The organism is Streptomyces sp. NPDC088810 (genome assembly GCF_044750305.1).
GTDB lineage: Bacteria > Actinomycetota > Actinomycetes > Streptomycetales > Streptomycetaceae > Streptomyces.
Genome location: NZ_JBIVJQ010000011.1, coordinates 145,096 through 169,897 on the forward strand (window position 1 = coordinate 145,096; position 24,802 = coordinate 169,897).

At 71.8% G+C, this 24,802-nt stretch carries 18 protein-coding genes; 13 read left to right on the plus strand and 5 right to left on the minus strand.

Annotated features, from left to right (window positions below):
* The first annotated feature begins 15 nt into the window (after window positions 1-15).
* Window positions 16-984, plus strand: a complete 969-nt coding sequence (locus tag ACIP4Y_RS30040; protein WP_401398830.1) for a tyrosine-type recombinase/integrase — start codon at window positions 16-18, stop codon at window positions 982-984.
* A 20-nt stretch (window positions 985-1,004) separates the two neighbouring features.
* On the opposite strand, the gene ACIP4Y_RS30045 is transcribed toward ACIP4Y_RS30040, so the two are convergent.
* Entirely contained in the window at window positions 1,005-2,213 is a 1,209-nt protein-coding gene (locus ACIP4Y_RS30045) for a CAP domain-containing protein (protein WP_401398922.1), read from the minus strand.
* A 196-nt stretch (window positions 2,214-2,409) separates the two neighbouring features.
* On the opposite strand from ACIP4Y_RS30045, the gene ACIP4Y_RS30050 reads away from it, so the two are divergent.
* From ACIP4Y_RS30050 to ACIP4Y_RS30065, 4 genes are all read left to right on the plus strand, one after another.
* Window positions 2,410-2,691: an acylphosphatase gene (locus ACIP4Y_RS30050; RefSeq protein ID WP_358636326.1), complete on the plus strand. Its 282-nt coding sequence runs from the start codon at window positions 2,410-2,412 to the stop codon at window positions 2,689-2,691.
* 379 nt (window positions 2,692-3,070) lie between these two features.
* Entirely contained in the window at window positions 3,071-3,274 is a 204-nt protein-coding gene (locus ACIP4Y_RS30055; protein WP_031167290.1) for a hypothetical protein, read from the plus strand.
* Window positions 3,275-3,520: 246 nt separating this feature from the next.
* Window positions 3,521-7,102, plus strand: coding sequence for a chromosome segregation protein SMC (smc, locus tag ACIP4Y_RS30060; protein WP_401398831.1), 3,582 nt, complete (start codon window positions 3,521-3,523; stop codon window positions 7,100-7,102).
* Window positions 7,103-7,281: 179 nt separating this feature from the next.
* Window positions 7,282-8,697, plus strand: coding sequence for a sugar porter family MFS transporter (locus tag ACIP4Y_RS30065; RefSeq protein ID WP_358636329.1), 1,416 nt, complete (start codon window positions 7,282-7,284; stop codon window positions 8,695-8,697).
* Between the two features lie 171 nt (window positions 8,698-8,868).
* Here the strand turns inward: ACIP4Y_RS30065 and ACIP4Y_RS30070 are convergent, their stop codons facing one another.
* Window positions 8,869-9,840 (minus strand): LLM class flavin-dependent oxidoreductase, encoded by a 972-nt coding sequence (locus ACIP4Y_RS30070; protein WP_401398832.1) that lies wholly within the window; start codon window positions 9,838-9,840, stop codon window positions 8,869-8,871.
* A gap of 90 nt (window positions 9,841-9,930) precedes the next feature.
* On the opposite strand from ACIP4Y_RS30070, the gene ACIP4Y_RS30075 reads away from it, so the two are divergent.
* On the plus strand, window positions 9,931-10,083 hold the full coding sequence (locus ACIP4Y_RS30075; RefSeq protein ID WP_401398833.1) for a hypothetical protein: 153 nt from the start codon (window positions 9,931-9,933) through the stop codon (window positions 10,081-10,083).
* Between the two features lie 6 nt (window positions 10,084-10,089).
* On the opposite strand, the gene ACIP4Y_RS30080 is transcribed toward ACIP4Y_RS30075, so the two are convergent.
* On the minus strand, window positions 10,090-11,541 hold the full coding sequence (locus ACIP4Y_RS30080) for a cytosine permease (RefSeq protein WP_401398834.1): 1,452 nt from the start codon (window positions 11,539-11,541) through the stop codon (window positions 10,090-10,092).
* Between the two features lie 170 nt (window positions 11,542-11,711).
* On the opposite strand from ACIP4Y_RS30080, the gene ftsY reads away from it, so the two are divergent.
* Window positions 11,712-12,914 (plus strand): signal recognition particle-docking protein FtsY, encoded by a 1,203-nt coding sequence (gene ftsY, locus ACIP4Y_RS30085; protein ID WP_401398835.1) that lies wholly within the window; start codon window positions 11,712-11,714, stop codon window positions 12,912-12,914.
* Between the two features lie 90 nt (window positions 12,915-13,004).
* On the opposite strand, the gene ACIP4Y_RS30090 is transcribed toward ftsY, so the two are convergent.
* Entirely contained in the window at window positions 13,005-13,661 is a 657-nt protein-coding gene (locus ACIP4Y_RS30090; RefSeq protein ID WP_401398836.1) for a bifunctional DNA primase/polymerase, read from the minus strand.
* A gap of 458 nt (window positions 13,662-14,119) precedes the next feature.
* Between ACIP4Y_RS30090 and ACIP4Y_RS30095 the strand changes: the two genes are divergently transcribed.
* The 6 genes from ACIP4Y_RS30095 (at window position 14,120) to ftsH (ending at window position 23,917) form a co-directional block, all read left to right on the plus strand.
* Entirely contained in the window at window positions 14,120-15,598 is a 1,479-nt protein-coding gene (locus ACIP4Y_RS30095; protein ID WP_401398837.1) for a hypothetical protein, read from the plus strand.
* A gap of 341 nt (window positions 15,599-15,939) precedes the next feature.
* Window positions 15,940-17,280, plus strand: a complete 1,341-nt coding sequence (locus ACIP4Y_RS30100) for an ammonium transporter (protein WP_358636344.1) — start codon at window positions 15,940-15,942, stop codon at window positions 17,278-17,280.
* Window positions 17,277-17,615 carry a P-II family nitrogen regulator gene (locus tag ACIP4Y_RS30105; RefSeq protein WP_039656487.1) on the plus strand — a complete coding sequence of 113 codons (339 nt, stop codon included), beginning with the start codon at window positions 17,277-17,279 and terminating at the stop codon, window positions 17,613-17,615. The genes ACIP4Y_RS30100 and ACIP4Y_RS30105 overlap by 4 nt, the downstream gene beginning before the upstream one ends.
* Window positions 17,616-17,670: 55 nt before the next feature.
* Window positions 17,671-20,121 carry a [protein-PII] uridylyltransferase gene (locus tag ACIP4Y_RS30110; RefSeq protein WP_401398838.1) on the plus strand — a complete coding sequence of 817 codons (2,451 nt, stop codon included), beginning with the start codon at window positions 17,671-17,673 and terminating at the stop codon, window positions 20,119-20,121.
* Window positions 20,122-20,335: 214 nt separating this feature from the next.
* A complete protein-coding gene (ffh, locus tag ACIP4Y_RS30115; protein WP_358636349.1) occupies window positions 20,336-21,892 on the plus strand; it encodes a signal recognition particle protein in 1,557 nt (518 codons plus the stop codon).
* A 90-nt stretch (window positions 21,893-21,982) separates the two neighbouring features.
* Window positions 21,983-23,917 (plus strand): ATP-dependent zinc metalloprotease FtsH, encoded by a 1,935-nt coding sequence (gene ftsH, locus ACIP4Y_RS30120; RefSeq protein WP_358636351.1) that lies wholly within the window; start codon window positions 21,983-21,985, stop codon window positions 23,915-23,917.
* A gap of 7 nt (window positions 23,918-23,924) precedes the next feature.
* Here ftsH and ACIP4Y_RS30125 read toward each other — a convergent pair whose 3' ends face one another.
* Window positions 23,925-24,797: a class I SAM-dependent methyltransferase gene (locus ACIP4Y_RS30125; RefSeq protein ID WP_401398839.1), complete on the minus strand. Its 873-nt coding sequence runs from the start codon at window positions 24,795-24,797 to the stop codon at window positions 23,925-23,927.
* Between the last annotated feature and the right edge of the window lie 5 nt (window positions 24,798-24,802).

Here is a 24,802-nt window from a genome sequence, read left to right on the forward strand (position 1 = left end):
CCAGCGTGCGGGTGGATGGCCACGCAGATCACGGATCCGCTGACCCGTGAGTCGGTGGAAAGCCGTCTACGGCTGCACGCGATCCCGTATCTCGGCACGCGGCCGTTGGGGTCGTTCACCCCGTCGCACCTGCGGCTCTGGCTGCGGGCCCTGGAAGACCGTGGACTCTCCGCTGGCTACCGGCGAGGCATCTTCGCGCACGTCTCCACGGTGTTCACTGCTGCGGTGGAGGACCGGCTCATCCGAGCCAACCCATGCAGCGCTCGGTCCGTGCGGGCGCCCCGCCTGGAGCCTCGCAAGGTCAAGCCGTGGCCTGCCGAACGCATCATGGCCGTGCGCTCGGCGCTGCCGGACCGCTATCAGGCCCTCGTCAACGTCGCGGCTGCGTGCGGTCTGCGTCAGGGTGGGGCCTTCGGTCTGGCCGTGGAAGACGTGGACTTCCTTGGGGGAGTGGTGCACGTCGTACGGCAGGTCAAGCTACTGCGTCTGTCCCGGCCGGTGTTCGCTCCGCCGAAGGGTGGCAAGGAGCGTGAGGTCCCTCTGCCTGAGTCCGTTGCCTTCGCGCTGGCCGGTCACCTCAAGCGCCACCCGGCCGTGAGGATCACGCTGCCGTGGAAGACCCTCGACGGTCCGCCTGTCACGGCATCGCTGATCTTCACCGGCACCATGGGCCTGCCACTGGACCGGAACCGCTTCAACGACCGCGTCTGGCGGCCGGCGCTTCGGGCCACGGGTGTCGAGACCGGGCGGGACAACGGCATGCACGCACTGCGGCACTTCTACGCCTCGGTGCTGCTGGACGCGGGGGAGAGCATCAAAGCGCTGAGCGAGTACCTGGGGCACCACGACCCCGGCTTCACCCTGCGGACGTACACGCACCTGATGCCGTCGAGCGGGACCCGGACCCGGGCCGCCGTGGATCGCGTCTTTGCGGACAAGGAAGCCACGCTTGACGGCCCGGACACGGGCCAGGAGGGTGCTTAGCCGTCTGACCTCGGGTTATCTCAATAGCCGAAGTCCTGCGTCCACCAAGGCCCGCCCGGGCCGAAGTGGACGCCGACGCCGAGGGTCTTGAAGTCCGGGTTCAGGATGTTGGCGCGGTGGCCGGGGCTGCTCATCCAGGCCTGCATCACGGCCGCCGCGTCGGCCTGGCCGCGGGCTATGTTCTCCCCGCCGAGGTCGGTGACGCCGGCCGCCGCGGCCCGGTCCCACGGTGTCCTGCCGTCCGGGTCGGTGTGGTCGAAGAAGCCCCGCGCGGCCATGTCGTCGCTGAACGACTCGGCCAGCTTCGTGAGCGAGGAGTTCGCCGCCAGCGGGCTGCAGCCGGCCTTCGCCCGCTCCTCGTTGACCAGCTTCAGCACCTCGGCCTCGACGGCGGCCTCCCGCGACACCGTCACCGGCGTCGAGGCCGGCGCCGGCGCCTTGGTGGCCGTACGCGACGGAGTGCTCCTGGGCTTGGCGGGCGCGGACGGCGTGGCGCGCTTGGCCGGGGTCGTCTTCGGCGCCGGCTTCTCGGCCGCCGTCTTCGACGGGGTCGCTGTGGGGGACGGCGACGTCGATACCGTCTTCGACGGCGACGCCGACTTCGATGCCGACGGCGACGGCGACGCCGACTTCGAGGCGGAGGGTGAGGCCGAGGGAGAGACCGAGGCGGAGGCGGACGGGCTCGGGGAGGTCCCGCGTCCGGAGTTGCCGCCGGCGGGCCTGGTGGCCGGGGTGTCGGCGCTGCCCGAGGTGCCGCCCTGCTCGCCGGCCGTGTTGCCGGGGGTGCGCGGGGCCTGCACCCGCTCCCCGCCGGTGGTCTGCGTGCCGCCGCCGAGCTGGTAGTGGTCCAGGCCCGGCACCACGCCGGCGGCCACCGCGGCCGTACCGAGGGCCACGGCCGCCGACACACCGAGCAGGCCCGCGCGCACCGGCCGACCGGACCTGCCCCGCCGGCGACGACCGCGGGACGGCCCGCCGGATCCGGAGCCGGAGCCGGAGGGGGACGTGGGGTCGTCCTCCGTCGCGAACAGATAGGCCTGCGCCTTCGCGGTGGCCTCGGCGTAGGCCTCCGGGTTGAGGTAGGGCGCGATGCCCATGGGTATCTGCCGACCCCCCGCGGACGAGTGCCAGGGGTCCTCGCTCCCGGAGCCGGGGCGCTGCGTGTGGGTGACCCCCGTGGCGCGGCCCGTGGCGGCGCGGCCGGCGGCGGAGCGTCGGTGGCGTCCCATGTCCTTGCCCTCTTCCTCGTGCTCGCGGTCGACCCGGTGCCGCACGGCGAGCGACTCGCTGCTGAGTGACTCCCTCTGGCCAACCCGACTCACTCGATCGAGTGAGTTTCATATGCGATTCATTGGGTCCGGACGGTACCCCATGGGGCTGCGGGGCGATGTGTCCCGAACGACACCGGCCGGTTAGGTTGCACCCATGAGCGAGGATGTACGACTGGTCGCCTGGGTCCGTGGACACGTACAGGGCGTGGGTTTTCGCTGGTTCACGCGTGCGCGGGCGCTGGAGATCGGCGGTCTGAGTGGCTTTGCTCTCAATTTGGCCGACGGCCGGGTCCAGGTGGTCGCCGAGGGCTCACGGGAGGGCTGCGAGGGCCTGCTGGAGTGGCTCCAGGGCAGCGACACGCCCGGGCGCGTGGACGGCGTCACCGAGATCTGGGACACACCCCGCGGCGGTTACGACGGCTTCGCCGTCCGGTGAGCCGGTGCCCTCCGGGCCCGCGGCCGGGCGCGCGGCAAGCTGCCGGGGGCATGTGCGCAAACGGAAACGCCCTGGTGGTTGCCAACAGAGGCGGGGCATGGCAGGCTCCGCTGGTACTGCTGGTCGCCACGCCCTGAGGGCCCGGAGGAGTCACAGCGCCGCCGTTCTTCCGGCCGCGCCCCCCGGTTTGCCCGCCAATACAGGGCGTGATCGTGTTGACCGTCAAACTTTTTGGTGAGACGCTGAAAGCCCCGCGCACCTTAGCTGTTTGGCATGGAACAACAGCAGAGCAACACCCGGATGTGCCAAGCACCGCGGGTGCGAATCCCTCACGACCCAACCGCATCGGTCGGTCACTCAGTGTGGAGGACCATCCATCATGGCAAAGGCGCTTCTCGGTTACGTCGGCGGCTCCGACCCTCGACTCCTCGCCGAGATGCGACGGCTGCAGCAGCGCGTCCAGGACCTGGAGTCCGAGCTCGTACGGATCCAGGCGGAGAACGAAGCGCTGTCGGCTGCCGCCTCTCAGGACAGGATCATGGAGAGCATCGACGCACACCAGGCGGAGCCTGCGCTCACCTGATCGCTGCAAAGCTCCACAACAGCAGTCACAGCGATCGGGCTGCCCGTATCAACCGCTCAGTTGATCGGACGACTGGAACCCAGTCGTCAGAGTTTGCAAGGGACGCTTCGGCGTCCCTTCTTTCTTTCCCCCCAGCATCCTTTCACCTTCTTTAACGTCTGGTGTGCCCTGCATGTTCAGTGACGAAACCGCGGGGTTGCGAGGGTTCATGGAGTGAGATAGCGGCGCCGGGTAGAGTCCAGCGGCGTGCACCTCAAGGCCCTGACCCTCCGCGGCTTCAAGTCGTTCGCCTCGGCGACCACGCTCCGGTTCGAACCAGGGATCACATGCGTCGTCGGACCGAACGGCTCGGGCAAGTCCAACGTCGTGGACGCGCTCAGCTGGGTCATGGGCGAACAGGGCGCCAAGTCGCTGCGCGGCGGCAAGATGGAGGACGTCATCTTCGCCGGCACCACCGGCCGCCCGCCGCTGGGCCGCGCCGAGGTGTCCCTGACCATCGACAACTCCGACGGGGCGCTGCCCATCGAGTACGCCGAGGTCACCATCACGCGGATCATGTTCCGCAACGGCGGCAGCGAGTACCAGATCAACGGCGACACCTGCCGCCTGCTCGACATCCAGGAACTCCTCTCCGACTCCGGCATCGGCCGCGAGATGCACGTCATCGTCGGCCAGGGCCAGCTCGACTCCGTCCTGCACGCCGACCCCATGGGCCGCCGCGCCTTCATCGAGGAGGCGGCCGGCGTCCTCAAGCACCGCAAGCGCAAGGAGAAGGCGCTGCGGAAGCTGGACGCGATGCAGGCCAACCTCGCGCGCGTGCAGGACCTCACCGACGAGCTGCGCCGCCAGCTCAAGCCCCTGGGCCGCCAGGCGGCGGTGGCCCGCCGGGCCGCCGTCATCCAGGCCGACCTCCGCGACGCCCGCCTGCGCCTCCTCGCCGACGACCTCGTCCGCCTGCGGGAAGCCCTCCGGGCCGAGATCGCCGACGAAGCCGCCCTGAAGGAGCGCAAGGAGACCGCCGAGCAGGAGCTGAAGAAGGCCCTGCACCGCGAGGCCCTGCTGGAGGACGAGGTCCGCCGGCTCACCCCGCGCCTCCAGCGCGCCCAGCAGACCTGGTACGAGCTGTCCCAGCTGGCCGAGCGGGTGCGCGGCACCGTCTCGCTGGCCGACGCCCGGGTCAAGAGCGCCACCTCCGCCCCGCCCGAGGAGCGGCGCGGCCGGGACCCGGAGGACCTGGAGCGCGAGGCCGCCCGCATCCGCGAGCAGGAGGCCGAGCTGGAGGCCGCCCTGGAGGCGGCCCAGCGCGCACTGGACGACACAGTCGCCCACCGCGCCGAACTGGAGCGCGAGCTGGCGGTCGAGGAGCGCCGGCTCAAGGACGTCGCCCGCGCCATCGCGGACCGCCGCGAAGGGCTGGCCCGCCTCTCCGGGCAGGTCAACGCGGCCCGCTCGCGCGCCGCCTCCGCCCAGGCCGAGATCGACCGGCTGGCCACGGCCCGCGACGAGGCCCGGGAACGCGCGGTCCGCGCCCAGGAGGAGTACGAGGCCCTGCAGGCCGAGGTCGACGGGCTCGACGCCGGCGACGCCGACCTGGCCGAGCAGCACGAGGCCGCGAAACGGCAGCTCGCCGAGGCCGAGGCCGCCCTGAGCGCCGCCCGCGAGGCAGCCACCGCGGCCGAACGCCGGCGCGCCGCGACCCAGGCCCGCCACGAGACACTGGCGCTGGGGCTCAGGCGCAAGGACGGCACCGGCATACTGCTGGGCGCCCGCGACCGGCTCACCGGGATCATGGGCCCGGCGGCGGAGCTGCTGAGCATCACGCCGGGCTACGAGATCCCCCTGGCCGCGGCCCTCGGTACAGCAGCGGACGCCATCGCCGCGACGACCCCCGCGGCAGCGGCCGAGGCGATCAGCCTCCTGCGCAAACAGGACGGAGGCAGGGCAGCCCTTCTCCTGTCCGGCGCCCCGGCGCAGGCCCCCTGCCCGACCAGCCACGACGGACCCGCGGACCACCGGCCACCCGGCACCCTCCGCTACGCCGCCGACCTCGTCCGCGGTCCCGCCGACCTCATGCCCGCCGTACGCCGGCTGCTGCGCGGCATCGTCGTGGTGGACACCCTGGACGACGCCGAGGCCCTGGTCTACGCCCATCCGGAGCTGACCGCCGTGACCGCCGAGGGCGACCTCCTCGGCGCCCACTTCGCGCACGGCGGCTCCGCCGGCGCGCCCAGCCTGCTGGAGGTTCAGGCCTCCGTGGACGAGGCCGCCGCCGAGCTGGCCGAGCTGGAGGTGCGCTGCCACGAGCTGGCCGAGGAGCAGCAGGCCGCGGCCGGGCACCGCAAGCAGGCAGCGGCGCTCGTGGAAGAACTCGCGGAGCGCCGGCGGGGCGCCGACCGGGAGAAGTCGGCCGTGGCCCAGCAGCTCGGCCGGCTGGCCGGGCAGGCACGGGGGGCCGCCGGGGAGGCCGAGCGGTCGGCCGCGGCGGCGGCCCGCGCGCAGGAGGCGCTGGAAGAGGCCGTTCAGGAGGCCGAGGAGCTGGCCGAGCGGCTGGCCGTCGCCGAGGAGATGCCGGTGGAGCAGGAGCCGGACACCTCGGTGCGGGACCGGCTCGCCGCCGACGGCGCCAACGCCCGGCAGACCGAGATGGAGGCCCGCCTCCAGGTCCGTACGCATGAGGAGCGGGTCAAGGGGCTCGCCGGCCGCGCCGACGCGCTCGACCGGGCGGCCCGCGCGGAGCGCGAGGCACGCGCGCGTGCCGAGCAGCGGCGGGCCCGGCTGCGGCACGAGGCGGCGGTCGCGGAGGCCGTCGCCTCCGGCGCCCGGCAGCTGCTCGCGCACGTCGAGGTCTCCCTCGCCCGGGCCGGGCAGGAGCGTTCCGCCGCCGAGGCCGCCAAGGCCCGGGGCGAGCAGGAGCTGGCCGCAGCCCGGACGGCGGGCCGCGAACTGAAGGCCGAACTGGACAAGTTGACGGATTCGGTTCACCGGGGCGAGGTACTCGGCGCCGAGAAGCGGCTGCGCATAGAGCAGTTGGAGACCAGGGCGCTGGAGGAGCTGGGTGTCGAACCGGAGGGACTGGTGGCGGAGTACGGTCCGCACCAGCTCGTGCCGCCCTCGCCCCCCGCCGACGGCGAGCAGCTGCCCGAGGACCCCGAGCACCCGCGGAACCAGCCGCGCCCCTTCGTCCGCGCCGAGCAGGAGAAACGGCTCAAGGCGGCCGAGCGGGCGTACCAGCAGCTGGGCAAGGTCAACCCGCTGGCGCTGGAGGAGTTCGCGGCGCTGGAGGAGCGGCACAAGTTCCTGAGCGAGCAGCTGGAGGACCTGAAGAAGACCCGCGCGGACCTGCTCCAGGTGGTCAAGGAGGTCGACGAGCGCGTCGAGCAGGTGTTCACCGAGGCCTACCGGGACACCGCCCGCGAGTTCGAGGGCGTCTTCAGCCGGCTGTTCCCGGGCGGTGAGGGCCGCCTGGTGCTGACCGACCCCGACAACATGCTCACCACGGGCGTGGACGTCGAGGCGCGGCCGCCGGGCAAGAAGGTCAAGCGGCTCTCCCTGCTCTCGGGCGGCGAGCGCTCCCTGACGGCCGTCGCGCTGCTGGTGTCGATCTTCAAGGCCCGGCCGAGCCCCTTCTACGTCATGGACGAGGTCGAGGCGGCGCTGGACGACACCAACCTGCAGCGGCTGATCCGGATCATGCAGGAGCTGCAGGAGGCCTCGCAGCTGATCGTGATCACGCACCAGAAGCGCACGATGGAGGTCGCCGACGCGCTGTACGGCGTCTCCATGCAGGGCGATGGTGTGTCGAAGGTCATCTCCCAGCGACTTCGGTAACTGTCTGTTCAAGAAGTGAACACAATCCCCTCGGGCGTATCTCAAAACTCACAGCCGTTGACCTATTGACTTCGAAACTTGAAGGCATAGTCTCTGCAACGTTGCTTTTACCTTCAGGTGTCGCCACCTGAGAGGGCTCACCCCACACGGCAGCGTTGCCGTGGCCCGAGGAGAAACACGTGACCAGCACAGCGCAGGCACCTCAGTCAGGAGCCAGGACGGCTCACCCCGAACATCTCGGGCACGTCATCTTCATCGCGGCGGCTGCCGCCATGGGTGGTTTCCTTTTCGGCTACGACAGCTCCGTGATCAACGGCGCCGTCGAGGCCATCCGGGACCGTTACGACATCGGATCCGCCGCCCTGGCCCAGGTCATCGCGATCGCCCTGATCGGCTGTGCCATCGGCGCCGCCACCGCGGGCCGCATCGCCGACCGCATCGGCCGCATCCGGTGCATGCAGATCGCCGCCGTCCTCTTCACGATCAGCGCCGTCGGCTCCGCGCTGCCCTTCGCGCTGTGGGACCTCGCGTTCTGGCGCATCGTCGGCGGCTTCGCCATCGGCATGGCCTCCGTGATCGGCCCGGCGTACATAGCCGAGGTCGCCCCGCCCGCCTACCGCGGCCGGCTCGGCTCCTTCCAGCAGGCCGCGATCGTCGTCGGCATCGCCATCTCCCAGCTGGTCAACTGGGGCCTGCTCAACGCCGCCGGCGGCGACCAGCGCGGCAAGCTGATGGGCATCGAGGCCTGGCAGGTCATGCTCGGCGTGATGGTCGTCCCGGCCGTCCTCTACGGCCTGCTCTCCTTCGCGATCCCCGAGTCCCCGCGCTTCCTGCTCTCCGTCGGCAAGCGGGACCGCGCCCGCGAGATCCTCGCCGAGGTCGAGGGTGACATCGACCTGGACGCCCGCGTCAGCGAGATCGAGCTCGCCATGAAGAGCGAGCACAAGTCGAGCTTCCGCGACCTGCTCGGCGGTGGCTTCTTCTTCAAGCCGATCGTCTGGGTCGGTATCGGCCTGTCGGTCTTCCAGCAGTTCGTCGGCATCAACGTCGCGTTCTACTACTCCTCGACGCTGTGGCAGTCGGTCGGTGTCGACCCGACGGACTCGTTCTTCTACTCCTTCACGACGTCGATCATCAACATCGTCGGCACCGTGATCGCGATGATCTTCGTGGACCGCGTCGGCCGCAAGCCGCTCGCGCTCATCGGCTCGGTCGGCATGGCCGTCGGCCTCGCGCTGGAGGCCTGGGCGTTCAGCTACCACCTGGTCGACGGCAAGCTCCCGAGCACCCAGGGCTGGACCGCCCTGGTCGCCGCCCACCTGTTCGTCCTCTTCTTCGCCCTGTCCTGGGGTGTGGTCGTCTGGGTCATGCTCGGCGAGATGTTCCCGAACCGGCTCCGGGCCGCCGCCCTGGGCGTGGCCGCCGCCGCGCAGTGGATCGCCAACTGGGCCATCACCGCGAGCTTCCCGTCGCTGGCCGACTGGAACCTCTCCGGCACCTACGTGATCTACACCGTCTTCGCCGCGCTCTCCGTCCCGTTCGTCCTGAAGTTCGTCAAGGAGACGAAGGGCAAGTCGCTGGAGGAGATGGGCTGAGCCTCGTAGCGAGGCCCCCCGCACTCGGGGAGAAGGGCCAAGTCCCCGCTGCCCCTCTCCTCGTACCGTCCGCCGCCCCCGGCCCGGCCACTGCCCGGACCGGGGGCGGCGGTGTCGTACGGCCGGCGCCCGCGGCGGGGGAGACGGGCGCCGGCCCGCCGCACGCGCGGCTCAGCCCGAGAGGGCCGGAAGGACCTGTTCCGCGAAGAGCCTCAGGCTGCGCCAGCCCTCTTCCACCGGCATCCCTCCCGCCAGCGGATGCAGTACCAGGCTGTCCAGGCCCTGGGCCACGCACTGCTCCGGGGTGACGATCCGGTACACGCCCTCGGCGCGCAGCTCCGCCACGGTCGTGGCGCCGGACCGCACCGCCGAGCGGATTCCGGCCGACTGCCAGGAGGCGTAGGTCCGGGCCTCGTGCAGGAAGTGCCCGCCGTACTCGGCCCACGCCCGGTCCGGATCCTCGGCGAGGTGGAGCAGCGGGGTCTCGGCGGCCGGCATCATCGTCCAGCCCTCGGTGCCGTACTCGGCGAGCTGCTCCTTGTAGTACGCCTCCAGCTCCGGCAGGTGCGCGCTCGGGAAGAACGGCAGGCCCAGCCGGGCGGCCCGGCGGGCGGCGGCCCTCGAGGAGCCGCCGACCAGCAGCAGCGGATGCGGATCGGTGTACGGGCGCGGGGTGAGCCGTACCCTGCGGCCCCGGTAGGCGAACTCCTCGCCGGTCCACGCCGCCAGCAGCGTCTCCAGCAGCTCGTCCTGGAGCCGGCCCCGGCGCTGCCAGTCCACACCGAACAGGCCGTACTCCGCGGGCCGGTAACCGATGCCCGCCACGGTCACCAGCCGCCCGCCGCTCAGCAGATCCAGCACGGCGATGTCCTCGGCCAGCCGCAGCGGGTCGTGCAGCGGGCCGATCACCGCCGACACGGTCACCGCGATCCGGCGGGTCGCCCCGAACACCGCGCCCGCGAAGGTGAACGGCGACGGCAGCCAATTGTTCTCCGCGCCGTGGTGCTCCTCGGTCTGCACGGTGGTGATCCCGTGCTCGTCGGCGTACGCGGCCATCTCCAGGGCGGCCCGGTAGCGGGCGGAGAGGGCGGCGGGACCGGCGCCGGGAGCGACGAGGTTGAAACGTACGACCGTGACGGGCATGGGAAGGTCCCCCTCCGGTGCGCTGCGATGGAGGGGGACCTTAGCTGACGGTACGTCAGATCGCCATGGGCGGGGAGGCAGGCTCGCGGGATGACCGAACCCGTGCCCACGGATCCGCGGGCCGAGCGCGAGCGGGACCGGTATGGCCGGCTGCGCTTCCGGGCGAGCGCCGCCCTGCACAAGAGCGGCCTGTCAGCAGGGAGCGGCGGGCCCGCAGGGTGCGGGAGCGGCGCGCCCGGCTGAGGCGCCTCACACGCCGGCGGTCTCGCGCTCCCCGGCCGGCTCGGTCGTCCCGGCCGGGCGGGCCACCGCCGGCTTCGGCAGGACCAGGTAGAGCACGCCCGAGACCACGATGGTCGCGACCCAGCCGAGGCCGTACTCGCCGATGACGTTGTTGGTCGCCAGCGGGCCGGTGAACCAGTCCGAGGTGGTGAACAGCAGGCCCGACACCAGGCCGGTCGCCCAGGCGGCCACGGCCGCTGGGGAGAAACCGCCCCGGTACCAGTAGGCGCTGGTGCGGGTGGTGTCGGCCATGGCCCGGCCGTCGTACTCGGTGCGGCGCAGCATGTCCGCGCCGAACACGCCGACCCAGGCGGAGAACGCGACCGCCAGCAGCGACAGGAAGGCGATGAACGAGCCCATGAAGCTCGTCGCCACCAGCATCAGCACCCCACCGAAGATCAGCGAGATCACGGCGTTGACCGAGACCGCCCAGTGCCGCGGCACCTTGAAGCCGAGCGTCTGCGCGGTGAAGCCCGCCGAGTACATCGACATCGAGTTGATCAGCAGCATGCCGATCAGCGCGATGAACAGGTACGGCACGGCGATCCAGGTCGGCAGGATCTCGCCCAGGAAGGACACCGGGTCGCTCGCGGAGGCCAGGTCCGGCGTCGCCACCGCCATCACCGCGCCCATGAGGACCATGGGCAGCACGACGACACCGGCGCCGCCCACCGCCGTACCCACGATCGCCTTGGAGGAGGCCGTGCGCGGCAGGTAGCGGGTGAAGTCGGGGGCGGACGGGATCCAGCTGACGCCGCCCGCCGCGATCATGCCGATGCCGGTGATCACCGCGGCCGTGGATCCCGCGCTGTGGTCCAGCACCTTCGGCCAGTCGGTGTTCGCCACCAGGTATCCCAGCACCAGCACCGAGAAGACGCCGAAGAGGTAGGTGGCGTACTTGTTGCACTTCTGCACGGCGTTGATGCCGAGCCCGGAGATCGCGAAGGTCGCGACGACGAAGACCAGCAGCACCACCATGTCCAGCACGCTGTTGGCCTTCAGGCCGAACAGGATGTCCAGGATGGTGAGCATCGCGTAGGCGCCGGTCACCGCGTTGATCGTCTCCCAGCCCCAGCGCGCGACCCAGATCAGCGATCCGGGCAGCAGATTGCCGCGCTGTCCGAAGACCGCCCGCGACAGGGCCATGCCGGGCGCGCCGCCCCGCTTGCCCGCGATGCCGATCAGACCGACCAGGCCGTACGACACGATCGGCGCCGCCACCGCGACGACCAGCGCCTGCCAGATGTTCAGGTGGTACGCCACGACCAGGCTCGCGCCCATGGTCAGCAGCAGCACGCTGATGTTCGCGCCGACCCAGGTGGGGAACAGCTCCCGGGTCCTCGCGGTGCGCTCGTGGTCGGGGACCTGTTCGATGCCGCGGGTCTCGAGAGCGCCTTCGGTCTCGACGGTCTTGCTCATGAAAGAGGTGCCAGACGTGGGGGGACAGGGTGACGTGGGGACTCTACGCGCGTGGATAGAGTCGCCACCATCGTAGTTTGCTCCGAGTCCTCGTATTACGTGGCCTTTGTCTCTCGGAGGAAGGCACAAACGGGACTCTGGCGAACCCCATGGCCGATACTGGTCGGGTTATGGAAACCGTCATCCTTGCTGTAGTCATCGCCGTGGTCGTGCTCGGCGCGCTCGGCGGGCTGATCGTGGGCAGCCGGCGCCGGAAGCCGCTGCCCCCGCCGCCCCCGAAGACGCCCGACATCACCGCGCCCCCGGCCGAGCCGCACGTCGGCGACGAGGCCGAGACGCCGCGCGACGAACCGCGCCGGACGATCGAGGAGGTGGATCTTCCCGGCGGCCCCGCACCGGTCGTCGTAGAGGAGCCCCCTGTTGTCGAGGTTCCCGGGATCGAGGTCCCGGAGCCCACCGCGGGCCGGCTCGTCCGGCTGCGCACCCGCCTGTCCCGCTCGCAGAACGCCCTCGGCAAGGGCCTCCTCACGCTGCTCTCCCGCGAGCACCTGGACGAGGACACCTGGGAGGAGATCGAGGACACGCTGCTCACCGCCGACGTCGGCGTGCAGCCCACCCAGGAACTGGTCGAGCGCCTGCGCGAACGCGTCAAGGTGCTCGGCACCCGCACCCCCGAGGAGCTGCGCGGCCTGCTGCGCGAAGAGCTGCTCAAGCTGGTCGGCACCGAAGTCGACCGCACGGTGAGGACGGAGCCGGAGGACCGCAAGCCCGGCATCGTCATGGTCGTCGGCGTCAACGGCACCGGCAAGACCACCACCACCGGCAAGCTCGCCCGCGTGCTCGTCGCCGACGGCCGTACGGTCGTCCTCGGTGCCGCCGACACCTTCCGGGCCGCCGCCGCCGACCAGCTCCAGACCTGGGGCGAGCGCGTCGGTGCCTACACCGTGCGCGGACCGGAGGCCGGCGACCCCGCCTCCGTCGCCTTCGACGCGGTCAAGGAAGGCAAGGAGATGGGCGTCGACGTGGTGCTCATCGACACCGCGGGCCGGCTTCATACCAAGACCGGGCTCATGGACGAGCTCGGCAAGGTCAAGCGGGTCGTGGAGAAGCACGCCCCGCTGGACGAGGTGCTGCTCGTCCTGGACGCCACCACCGGCCAGAACGGCCTGGTGCAGGCCCGTGTGTTCGCCGAGGTCGTGGACATCACCGGCATCGTGCTGACCAAGCTGGACGGTACGGCCAAGGGCGGCATCGTCGTCGCGGTCCAGCGCGAGCTGGGCGTGCCGGTCAAGCTGATCGGGCTCGGCGAGGGCGCGGACGACCTCGCGCCGTTCGAGCCGGAGGCGTTCGTGGACGCCCTGATCGGTGACTGACCACCTGGCAACGTTCCTGGGTGAACCGATGGAAAGCTCCCGCCCCCGAGGTGCAGTCGGGGACGGGAGCTTCGTCGTGTCCGGCCCCGGTTAGGCCCGCGACCGGTGTGCCACGTACGCCAGCGTGCCCAGCAGCAGCCGGGCCGCCGGAGGCCTCGTCGCCGAGTCCAGCGCGGGCGGGCGCAGCCAGCGCACCGGGCCCAGGCCGCCCCGGTCGGAGGGCGGCGCGGTGATGTACGCGCCGGGGCCGAGGCCGCGCAGGTCCAGCGCGGCCGGGTCGTCCCAGCCCATGCGGTAGAGCAGCCGGGGCAGGTCGGCGGCGGCGCCGGGCGCGACGAAGAAGTGGGCGCGGCCGTCCGGGGTGGCGGTCACCGGGCCGAGGGGGAGGCCCATGCGCTCCAGCCGGACCAGGGCGCGGCGGCCGGCCGGCTCCGAGACCTCGATGACGTCGAAGGCCTGCCCCACCGGCAGCATCACCGAGGCGCCCGGGACCTCGGACCAGGCCTTGGTCACCTCGTCCAGCGTGGCCCCGGCCGGCACCGGCGGCGCGAACTCCAGCGGGTGCGCGCCGGGTGCCGCGCAGTCGGACCGCCCGCAGGAACAGGCACCCCCGGCGGCCCGCGCCCCCGGCACCACGTCCCAGCCCCACAGTCCGGTGAACTCGGCGACGGCGGTGCAGTCCGCGGAACGGCCGCGCCGCCGCGTGCCGGAACGGATCTCGCGGATGCCGCCGATCGTGAAGCCCATGCCCCCTCCAACGGGTCCAGCGCGCCGGTGGTTACGACACGGAGCGAGACGGAAGCGGAACGTAACGCTACGGCTCCGCCTTCCCGCGGTGGCGCGGGGACAAGGCGGCGCCTGGAAGCGCAACCGGTGGCACGCCGGGGGATATGCGCCCCCGAGTGCGTCACTCCGCCCACTTCCGGCCGTGCTGTGTCAAGTGAATCGCGCGCAGGCAACCGTGAGTTCATTCGAAGGGGTGGCGAATGGTGGCGTTTCAGGGATCCCCGTGGCTGGACGGGTGATCGTAGGATTACTGTGAGTGTGCGAGCCCTGGGGGCACATGCCCCTGCGGGTATGCCGGAGGCAAGTCGTCAACTCGTTCGAAGGGTGAGAACCGACGGACGGGGAGCCGTATTTACCGGCATTCTGATAGGGCTTGGCGCATCGGGCGACAAGTGGTCTCAGGGTTTGGGGGCGTTCCAGTGGGCGGCAACGGCGGTAGCGGGACGAACGCTGACAAGCGCCCCAACGAGCTGCTCGGCTCGTGGTTCGTGCGCAGCGGCTGGTCCAAGGGCGAGCTGGCCCGGCAAGTGAACCGCAGGGCCCGCCAGTTGGGTGCCAACCACATCTCCACCGACACCTCGCGGGTGCGCCGCTGGCTGGACGGGGAGAACCCGCGCGAACCGATCCCGCGCATCCTCTCCGAGCTGTTCTCCGAGCGCTTCGGCTGCGTGGTCTCCATCGAGGACCTCGGCCTGCGCGCCGCCCGCCAGTCGCCCGCCGCCTCCGGGGTCGACCTGCCCTGGACGGCGCCGCAGACGGTCGCCCTGCTCGGGGAGTTCTCGCGCAGCGACCTGATGCTCGCCCGGCGCGGTTTCCTCGGCACCTCGCTCGCCCTGTCCGCCGGCCCCTCCCTCATCGAGCCCATGCAGCGCTGGCTCGTGCCCACCCAGGCCTCCCCGGTCCCGCCCGAGCCCCAGCCCGCCTTCGACTCCCGCCGGCCGGGCCGGCTCTCCCGACCCGAGCTGGACCTGCTGGAGTCCACCACGCGCATGTTCCGCCAGTGGGACGCCCAGTGCGGCGGCGGCCTGCGCCGCAAGGCGGTCGTCGGCCAGCTGCACGAGGTCACCGACCTGCTCCAGGAACCCCAGCCCGAGTCCACCACCCGCAAGCTGTTCCAGGTCGCCGCCGAGCTGGCCGAACTGGCCGGCTGGATGAGTTACGACGTCGGCCTCCAGCCCACCGCGCAGAAGTACTTCGTGCTCGCCCTGCACGCCGCCAAGGAAGCCGGCGACAAGCCGCTCGGCTCCTACATCCTCTCCAGCATGAGCCGCCAGATGATCCACCTGGGCCGGCCCGAGGACGCCCTGGAGCTGATCCACCTCGCCCAGTACGGCAGCCGTGACTGCGCGAGCCCGCGCACCCAGGCCATGCTGTATGCGATGGAGGCCCGCGCCTACGCCAACATGGGCCAGCCCGGCAAGACCAAGCGCGCCGTCCGCATGGCCGAGGACACCTTCGCCGAGGCCGGCGAGTGGGACGAGCCGGACCCCGACTGGATCCGCTTCTTCTCCGAGGCCGAGCTGTACGGCGAGAACTCCCACTCCTACCGCGACCTCGCCTACGTCGCCGGCCGCAGCCCCACCTACGCCTCCCTGGCCGAGCCGCTGATGCGCAAGGCGGTGGAGAAGTTCGCCGAGGACGCCGAGCACCAGCGGTCGTACGCCCTCAACCTCATCGGCATGGCCACCGTGCACCTGCTCCAGCGCGAGCCCGAGCAGAGCACGACGTATGCCGCGCGCGCCATGGAGATCGCCAAGAAGGTCCGCTCCGAGCGTGTGAACACTCGTATCCGAAAGACGGTCGACACGGCCGTACGGGACTACGGCGACCTCGCCGCCGTGGTCGACCTCTCCGAGCAGCTCGCCGTCGACCTGCCGGAGACCGCCGAAGCCGTCTGACACCGCGACCCCCGGTCCCCGGCCGCGGCCGGTCCTCCCGAACTGCCCGACTCGGCTCCCCCATGCCAGGTCATCGGAAGGCCCGCCGCGGCCGGTTCGTGTCCGCGTGAGCCGCCTTCCCCGGAAGGTTGCGCCACGATAACGATCGCGCGGCCCGGCATCTCGCACTTCATCGAGGCGTAACACGCAGGGCGCCTTCGTCACCCCGGCGAAACAACGAGGGGCTTCCACCGAAACCGCGCTGCGCCAATCTCATGGCGCATAACCGGCCCACCCCTCAACCGACCGGACCGCTCAGGCACCGCCCGCACGGGGCCGTACCAACCGACGAGGAGACGCCGATGGCACCAGCCATCATGCTTGCGGCGGACACGAAACTGTCGTCCGCCAACACAGGCTTCATGCTCATCTGTTCCGCCCTGGTGATGCTCATGACCCCGGGACTGGCCTTCTTCTACGGAGGCATGGTCCGCGTCAAGAGCACCTTGAACATGCTGATGATGAGCTTCATCAGCCTCGGGATCGTCACCATCCTGTGGGTGCTCTACGGCTTCTCCTTCGCCTTCGGCACCGGCAGCAGCCTCCTCGGCTGGAACGCCGACTGGATCGGCCTCAGCAACATCGGCCTCACCGAACTCTGGGACGGCTACACCATCCCGGTCTTCGTCTTCATGGTCTTCCAGCTGATGTTCGCGATCATCACACCGGCCCTGATAAGCGGCGCCCTCGCCGACCGGGTCAAGTTCTCCGCCTGGGCGCTCTTCGTCGCCCTGTGGGTCACGATCGTCTACGTCCCGGTCGCCCACTGGGTCTGGGGCGCCGACGGCTGGGCCTACAAGCTCGGCGTGATCGACTTCGCCGGCGGTACGGCGGTCCACATCAACGCCGGTGCGGCGGCGCTCGGTGTCATCCTCGTCATCGGCAAGCGCGTCGGCTTCAAGCGGGACCCCATGCGCCCGCACAGCCTCCCGCTGGTCATGCTCGGCGCCGGTCTGCTCTGGTTCGGCTGGTTCGGCTTCAACGCCGGCTCCTGGCTCGGCAACGACGACGGCATCGGCGCGCTGATGTTCGTCAACACCCAGGTCGCCACCGCCGCCGCCATGCTGGCCTGGCTCGCCTACGAGAAGATCCGGCACGGCGCGTTCACCACGCTCGGCGCCGCCTCCGGCGCCGTCGCCGGCCTGGTCGCCATCACCCCGTCCGGCGGCGCGGTCTCCCCGCTCGGCGCGATCGCCGTCGGCGCCATCGCCGGTGTCGCCTGCGCCGCGGCCGTCGGCCTGAAGTTCAAGTGGGGCTACGACGACTCCCTCGACGTCGTCGGTGTCCACATGGTCGGCGGCATCATCGGCTCCCTGCTGATCGGCTTCTTCGCCACCGGCAAGGGCCAGTCCACCGCCGCGGGCGTCTTCTACGGCGACCACACCTTCACCCAGCTGTGGAAGCAGTGCGCCGGTGTCTTCGCGGTCCTCGCCTACTCCCTGATCGTCTCCGCCGTCCTCGCCTTCCTCCTCGACAAGACCCTCGGCATGCGGGTCACCGAGGACGAGGAGGTCTCCGGCATCGACCAGGCCGAGCACGCCGAGACCGCATACGACTTCAGCGGCGCCGGCGGCGGCGTCACCGGGTCCCTCGCCGCCCCGGCCCTGGCCGCCACCGCGCAGAACAAGAAGGTGGACGCATGAAGCTCATCACCGCCGTCGTGAAGCCCCACCGGCTCGACGAGATCAAGGAAGCCCTCCAGGCCTTCGGCGTCCACGGCCTCACGGTCACCGAGGCCAGCGGCTACGGCCGGCAGCGCGGCCACACCGAGGTCTACCGTGGTGCCGAGTACACCGTCGACCTCGTCCCCAAGATCCGCATCGAGGTGCTGGCCGAGGACGACGACGCCGAGCAGCTGATCGAGGTCGTCGTCAAGGCGGCCCGCACCGGCAAGATCGGGGACGGCAAGGTCTGGTCCCTGCCCGTCGAGACCGCCGTACGGGTCCGCACGGGCGAGCGGGGGCCGGACGCGCTCTGACGCAGCAGAATTCGAGTCAGGGGAAAGTCCGGGGAAACAGAACAGGAGTCGCCGGGTGACGGGTACGGATGTGCGCAAAGAGACGGAAGACTCGGGACCCGGCGGCTACGCGGCGGCCCGGCTGCGCCTCCTCACCGAGGGGGCGCGGTCCGGGCCGCCGCGCCGTACCGCCCTGTCCGAACTGACCGACGACTGGCTCGCCGGACTGTTCGGCGCGGCGGCAGGCGGGCTGCCCGGCGTCTCGCTCGTCGCCGTCGGCGGCTACGGCCGCGGGGAACTCTCCCCGCGCAGCGACCTCGACCTCGTCCTGCTGCACGACGGCTCCGACCCCGCCGCCGTCGCCGCCCTCGCCGACCGGATCTGGTACCCCGTCTGGGACCTCGGCCTCTCCCTCGACCACTCCGTGCGCACCCCGGCCGAGGCCCGCAAGACGGCCGGCGAGGACCTCAAGGTCCACCTCGGCCTGCTGGACGCCCGCCACCTCGCCGGCGACGCCGGGCTCACCGCCGCCCTGCGCACCGCCGCCCTCGCCGACTGGCGCAACCAGGCCCCCAAACGCCTCCCCGAACTCCAGGAACTGTGCGCCGAACGCGCCGCACGCCAGGGCGAGCTGCAGTACCTGCTGGAACCCGACCTCAAGGAGGCCCGCGGCGGCCTCCGCGACGCCACCGCCCTGCGCGCCGTCGCCGCCTCCTGGCTCGCCGACGCCCCGCGCGAGGGCCTGGCCGACGCCCGCCGCCGCCTGCTCGACGTACGGGACGCCCTGCACCTCGCCACCGGCCGCGCCACCGACCGGCTCGCCCTGCAGGAACAGGACCAGGTCGCCGCCGAGCTGGACCTGCTCGACGCCGACACCCTGCTCCGGCAGGTCTACGAAGCGGCACGCGTGATCGCGTACGCCAGTGACGTCACCTGGCGCGAAGTGGGGCGCGTCCTGCGCTCGCGCGCCGTCCGGCCGCGCCTGCGCGCCATGCTGGGCGGCGGCAAGCCGGTCACCGAGCGCTCTCCGCTCGCCGAGGGCGTGGTCGAACAGGACGGCGAGGTGGTGCTCGCCCGCGCCGCACGCCCCGAACGCGACCCCGTACTCCCGCTGCGCGCCGCGGCCGCCGCCGCCCAGGCCGGCCTCCCGCTCTCCCTGCACGCCGTACGGCGCATGGCCGCCACCGCGCGCCCCCTGCCCACGCCCTGGCCCGCCGAGGCCCGCGAACAGCTCGTCACCCTGCTCGGCTCCGGCCGCCCCACGGTCGAGGTCTGGGAGGCCCTGGAGGCCGAGGGCCTGATCACCCGCCTGCTCCCCGACTGGGAACGGGTCCGCTGCCGCCCCCAGCGCAACGCCGTCCACGTCTGGACGGTCGACCGGCACCTCATCGAGACCGCCGTCCGCGCCTCCGAACTCACCCGCCGGGTCAGCCGCCCCGACCTGCTCCTGGTCGCCGCCCTGCTGCACGACATCGGCAAGGGCTGGCCCGGCGACCACTCGGTGGCCGGCGAGATCATCGCCAAGGACGTCGCCGCGCGCATCGGCTTCGACCGGGCGGACGTGGCCGTGCTCTCCCTGCTGGTCCGCCACCACCTGCTGCTCATCGAGACGGCCACCCGCCGTGACCTGGACGACCCTGCCACCGTCCGCTTCGTCGCGGAGGCGGTCGGCAGCCAGAGCACCCTCGAACTGCTGCACGCCCTCACCGAGGCCGACGCCCTCGCCACCGGCCCGGCCGCCTGGTCGTCCTGGCGCGGCTCCCTCGTCGCCGACCTCGTACGACGCGTCTCCGCCGTGCTCGCCGGGGGCGCCCCCGACGAGCCCGAGCCGGCCGCGCCCACCGCCGAGCAGGAACGCCTCGCCATCGAGGCCTTCCGCACCGGCGGCCCGGTCCTCGCCCTGCGCGCCCAGACCGAACCGGTCACCGAGGAGCCGTCCGGCGACCCGGAACCCCTGGGTGTCGAACTCCTCATCGCCGTACCCGACCAGCCCGGCGTCCTCCCCGCCGTCGCCGGCGTCCTCGCGGTGCACCGCCTGACCGTGCGCACGGCGGAACTGCGCGCCGTCACGCTGCCGGACGACGTGGACGACGAGGGCGCGGTCCTCCTGCTCAACTGGCGGGTCGCCGCCGAGTACGGCTCCCTGCCCCAGGCGGCCCGGCTCCGCAGCGACCTGGTCCGCGCCCTGGACGGCAGCCTCGACATCGCCGGCCGCCTGGCCGAACGCGACGCGGCCTACCCGCGCCGCCGCGGCTGGACCGCCCCGCCGCCCCGCGTCACGGTCGCCCCGGCCGCCTCCCACCACGCCACGGTCATCGAGGTCCGCACCCAGGACGCCCCGGGCCTCCTCCACCGCATCGGCATGGCCCTGGAGAAGGCGGGCGTGCGGGTCCGCAGCATGCACGTGTCGACGCTGGGCGCGAACGCCGTGGACGCGTTCTACGTCACGACGGGCACGGGCGCGCCGCTGCCGGCGGAGGACGCCGGATCACTGGCGGGGGTGCTGGAGGAGACGCTGCGGACGTGACCTCGGGCGGGTCGTCGCCGTTGACCGGGCGTGGTCTCCGCAGAGCGGAGGCGGTCCGGGGCGTCTCTCCGGGGCCGGCACGGACGTGTGATCCCCGCAGCCGCGGGGGAGACGCCCCACCCGCCGATACGGGCGGGCGGGGGCCGTCCCCTTGTCGGGCCAGATACCCTGGAAGACGCTCAGACCGCCCCCGACACCGAGGACCGAAGCCGCCGTGTTCGATACTCTCTCCGACCGCCTCAGCGCGACTTTCAAAAACCTCCGCGGGAAGGGCCGGCTGAGTGAAGCGGACATCGACGCCACGGCCCGGGAAATCCGCATCGCTCTTCTCGAAGCCGACGTCGCTCTCCCCGTTGTCCGCGCGTTCATCAAGAACCTCAAGGAGCGTGCGCTCGGTGCCGAGGTCTCCAAGGCGCTGAACCCCGCCCAGCAGGTCCTCAAGATCGTCAACGAGGAACTGGTCACCATCCTCGGCGGCGAGACCCGGCGTCTGCGCTTCGCCAAGCAGCCGCCCACCGTGATCATGCTGGCCGGTCTCCAGGGTGCCGGTAAGACCACCCTCGCGGGCAAGCTCGGCCGGTGGCTGAAGGAGCAGGGCCACTCCCCGCTGCTGGTCGCCGCCGACCTCCAGCGCCCGAACGCCGTCAACCAGCTGAGCGTCGTCGCCGAGCGCGCCGGCGTCGCGGTGTACGCGCCGGAGCCGGGCAACGGCGTCGGCGACCCGGTGAAGGTCGCCAAGGACTCCATCGACTTCGCGAAGTCCAAGGTCCACGACATCGTGATCGTGGACACCGCCGGCCGCCTCGGTATCGACGCCGAGATGATGCAGCAGGCCGCCGACATCCGCGACGCCGTCTCCCCGGACGAGATCCTGTTCGTCGTCGACGCGATGATCGGTCAGGACGCCGTCAACACCGCCGAGGCCTTCCGCGACGGCGTCGGCTTCGACGGCGTGGTCCTCTCCAAGCTCGACGGTGACGCCCGCGGTGGTGCGGCCCTGTCCATCCGGCAGATCACCGGCAAGCCGATCATGTTCGCGTCGAACGGCGAGAAGCTGGACGACTTCGACGCGTTCCACCCGGACCGGATGGCCTCCCGCATCCTCGACATGGGTGACCTGCTCACCCTGATCGAGCAGGCGGAGAAGACGTTCAGCCAGGAAGAGGCCCAGAAGATGGCCTCGAAGCTGGCGTCGAAGAAGGGCCAGGACTTCACCCTGGACGACTTCCTGTCCCAGATGGAGCAGGTCAGGAAGATGGGCAGCATCAGCAAGCTGCTCGGCATGCTCCCGGGCATGGGCCAGATCAAGGACCAGATCGCCAACCTGGACGAGCGGGACGTCGACCGCGTCGGCGCGATCATCAAGTCGATGACCCCGGCCGAGCGCCAGGACCCGACGATCATCAACGGCTCCCGTCGCGCCCGCATCGCCAAGGGTTCCGGTGTCGACGTCAGCGCAGTGAAGGGGCTTGTCGAGCGGTTCTTCGAGGCCCGCAAGATGATGTCCCGTATGGCTCAGGGCGGCGGCATGCCGGGCATGCCGGGGATCCCGGGCATGGGCGGCGGCCCCGGCCGGCAGAAGAAGCAGCAGAAGAAGGCCAAGGGCAAGCAGCGCTCCGGCAACCCGATGAAGCGCAAGCAGCAGGAGCTGGAGGAGGCCGCCCGCCGGGCCGCCGCCGCGGCGGAGGGCGGCAACGCCTTCGGTCTGCCGGGCCAGCAGGGCGGCCAGGACTTCGAGCTGCCGGACGAGTTCAAGAAGTTCATGGGCTGAGTCCCGCGCGTACGACATGAGGGGCGCCTCCTTGCGCAGGGGGCGCCCCTTGCGCGTGCCGAGGTCCGCCGGGTGTCGTACCGTCCAGATATGAGCGATGCGGCGCCGCCCCGCAAGGCCCCTGATCAGCCGTGGCGCGCCGAGGGCACACCGGATGAGCCTCCTCGGCGGCCCGGCCGGCTCCGGGGCGGCAAATGGTGGGGCCTGCTCGCCACCGCGGTGATCGTCTTCGTGCTGGCCTACCTCGGGCTGCACTACTTCGGCCAGGGCAACGAGCCGACGATCTCGTACACGGAGTTCAGCCGGCAGGTCGGCGCGGGCAACGTCGCCAAGATCTACTCCAAGGGCGACGCGATCCAGGGCGAGCTGAGGAGCGCCCGCGCCGATCCCGAGGGCGGCGGCGACTACACCAAGTTCAAGACGCAGCGGCCGGCCTTCGCCGACGACCGGCTGTGGCAGAACCTGAGCAGCCACGGTGTCACGGTGACCGCGCGGCCGGTGGTGCAGGAACGCAGCTTCGTGGCCAACGCGCTGATCTCCCTGATCCCGATCGTCGTCCTGGTCGTGGTGTGGGTCCTCGTCTCCCGGCGGCTCGGCGGGGCTCTGCCCGGCGCGGGCGGGCTGTTCGGCCGCCGGGCGCCGCCCAAGCCGGTCGGGCTGCGGCCGGGCACGGGGCGCACGACCTTCGCCGACGTGGCCGGCATCGACGAGGTCAAGGGCGAACTGGACGACGTCGTCGACTTCCTGGCGCACCCGGACGTCTACCGCAGGATGGGCGCGAAGCTGCCCCGCGGGGTGCTGCTCTCCGGACCGCCCGGCACCGGCAAGACCCTGCTCGCCCGGGCGGTCGCGGGGGAGGCCGGGGTGCCCTTCTTCTCGGCCTCGGCGTCCGAGTTCATCGAGATGATCGTGGGCGTCGGTGCGTCCCGCGTCCGCGAGTTGTTCGCCGAGGCACGCAAGGTGGCGCCGTCGATCATCTTCATCGACGAGATCGACACCATCGGACGCGCGCGGGGCGGCAGTTCCTCGATGAGCGGGCACGACGAGCGCGAGCAGACGCTGAACCAGATCCTCACGGAGATGGACGGCTTCTCGGGCTCGGAGGGCGTGATCGTCATCGCGGCGACCAACCGCGCGGACATCCTGGACCCGGCGCTGACCCGTCCCGGCCGCTTCGACCGGGTGGTCACCGTGTCCCCGCCGGACCGCGGCGGCCGTGAGGCGATCCTGCGGATCCACACCCGGCAGATTCCGCTCGCGCCCGACGTGAACCTCACCCAGGTGGCCCGGGTGACCCCGGGCATGACCGGAGCGGATCTGGCCAATCTCGCCAACGAGGCCGCTCTGCTGGCGGTCAAACGCAAGCAGGAGCAGGTGACCGGCGCCCACCTGTCCGAGGCGCTGGAGAAGGTGCAGCTGGGCGCCGAACGCACCCTGATCATGCCGGAGGACGACCGCCGCCGTACCGCGTACCACGAGAGCGGCCATGCCCTGCTCGGCATGCTGCAGCCGGGCGCCGACCCCGTCCGCAAGATCACCATCGTGCCGCGCGGCCGGGCGCTCGGCGTGACCATGTCCACGCCCGAGGTGGAGCGGTACGCGCACTCCGAGGAGTACCTGCGCGGGCGCATCATCGGCGCGCTGGGCGGCATGGCGGCGGAGGAGGTCGTCTACGGGGTCGTCACGACGGGTGCGGAGAACGACCTCGAACAGGTCACCAACATCGCGCGCGGGATGGTGGGCCGCTGGGGCATGAGCGAGCGCGTCGGCCGGCTGTCCGCCCTGCCGAGCGACGCCCAGCAGGCCTACGGGCTGTCCGCCGCCCCGCAGACCCTGGACGTCATCGACTCCGAGATGCGGCGGATCGTGGACGAGTGCTACGAGGAGGCGTGCCGCAAGCTCCGCGACCACCGGGGCCGGCTGGACGCGCTGGCGCTTGCGCTGCTGGAGACGGAGACGCTGGAGGAGGCCGACGCGTACCGGATCGCCGGCATCACCCGCCTCACCAAGGACGGCGAGGAGTGAACCCGGTCTAGGGCAGGCGGGCGATCAGGTAGCGGAAGACGTTCGGCATCCACACGGTGCCGTCCGGGCGCCGGTGCGGGTGCAGGGCCTCCGTGAGCTCCTTGTCGACCTGCTTGGCGTCGGTCGCGGCGATCGCGGCGTCGAACAGACCGGTGGACAGCAGGCCGCGGACCGCGCTGTCGAGGTCGGCGTACCCGAACGGGCAGGCGACCCGCCCCGAGCCGTCCGGCTTCAGCCCGGCCCGTCCGGCGACCTCCTCCAGGTCGTCCCGCCGGGCGGTCCGCCAGGTGCGCGCGCCGCCCACCGGATCGGCCAGTTTGGTGGCTACGCGCAACACCGAGGAGGTGGCGCAGCGCTCCGGTGGTCCCCAGCCGGCCAGCACCACGGCGGCCCCGCGGCCGGCCAGCGGCAGCGCGCCGGCGAGCAGGTCGCCGAGTCCCTCGGAGTCGCCCGCGAGGCTGCCGATCGGCTCGAAGGCGGTCACGAGCGTGTATCCGGCCGGGTCCGCGCCGGCCGCGTCCGCGGGCGGGCCGTCGACGAGTTCCGCCGCCGTACGCGCGCGTGTGCCGCTGCCGCCGCCGGGTGGCGGGTCCGGCAGCAGGCGTTCGCGTGCCAGGGCGAGCCGTTCGGGAGAGGCCGAGTCGACGCCTGTGACGGCGGCGCCTCTGGAGGCCGCCATCAGCAGGGCGAGCCCGGAGCCGCAGCGCAGGCCCAGCAGCCGGGTGGCCGGGCCCACGTCGAGTCGGTCGTACACGGCTTCGTAGAGCGGTACGAGCATCCGCTCCTGGATCTCGGACCAGTCACGCGCGCGTGCGCTCCGGTCCACGCGGGGTGCGGAGTCCGCGTGAGACAGGTGCTGCCGCACGAGCGTAGGTGTCATAGGTA

Bases quoted from the DNA above. Each gene is read 5' to 3' on its own strand.
- ACIP4Y_RS30040 (WP_401398830.1), top strand. From the start codon at position 16: ATGGCCACGCAGATCACGGATCCGCTGACCCGTGAGTCGGTGGAAAGC.
- ACIP4Y_RS30045 (WP_401398922.1), bottom strand. From the start codon at position 2,213: ATGGGACGCCACCGACGCTCCGCCGCCGGCCGCGCCGCCACGGGCCGC.
- ACIP4Y_RS30050 (WP_358636326.1), top strand. From the start codon at position 2,410: ATGAGCGAGGATGTACGACTGGTCGCCTGGGTCCGTGGACACGTACAG.
- ACIP4Y_RS30055 (WP_031167290.1), top strand. From the start codon at position 3,071: ATGGCAAAGGCGCTTCTCGGTTACGTCGGCGGCTCCGACCCTCGACTC.
- ACIP4Y_RS30070 (WP_401398832.1), bottom strand. From the start codon at position 9,840: ATGCCCGTCACGGTCGTACGTTTCAACCTCGTCGCTCCCGGCGCCGGT.
- ACIP4Y_RS30075 (WP_401398833.1), top strand. From the start codon at position 9,931: ATGACCGAACCCGTGCCCACGGATCCGCGGGCCGAGCGCGAGCGGGAC.
- ACIP4Y_RS30080 (WP_401398834.1), bottom strand. From the start codon at position 11,541: ATGAGCAAGACCGTCGAGACCGAAGGCGCTCTCGAGACCCGCGGCATC.
- ftsY (WP_401398835.1), top strand. From the start codon at position 11,712: ATGGAAACCGTCATCCTTGCTGTAGTCATCGCCGTGGTCGTGCTCGGC.
- ACIP4Y_RS30090 (WP_401398836.1), bottom strand. From the start codon at position 13,661: ATGGGCTTCACGATCGGCGGCATCCGCGAGATCCGTTCCGGCACGCGG.
- ACIP4Y_RS30100 (WP_358636344.1), top strand. From the start codon at position 15,940: ATGGCACCAGCCATCATGCTTGCGGCGGACACGAAACTGTCGTCCGCC.
- ACIP4Y_RS30105 (WP_039656487.1), top strand. From the start codon at position 17,277: ATGAAGCTCATCACCGCCGTCGTGAAGCCCCACCGGCTCGACGAGATC.
- ftsH (WP_358636351.1), top strand. From the start codon at position 21,983: ATGAGCGATGCGGCGCCGCCCCGCAAGGCCCCTGATCAGCCGTGGCGC.
- ACIP4Y_RS30125 (WP_401398839.1), bottom strand. From the start codon at position 24,797: ATGACACCTACGCTCGTGCGGCAGCACCTGTCTCACGCGGACTCCGCA.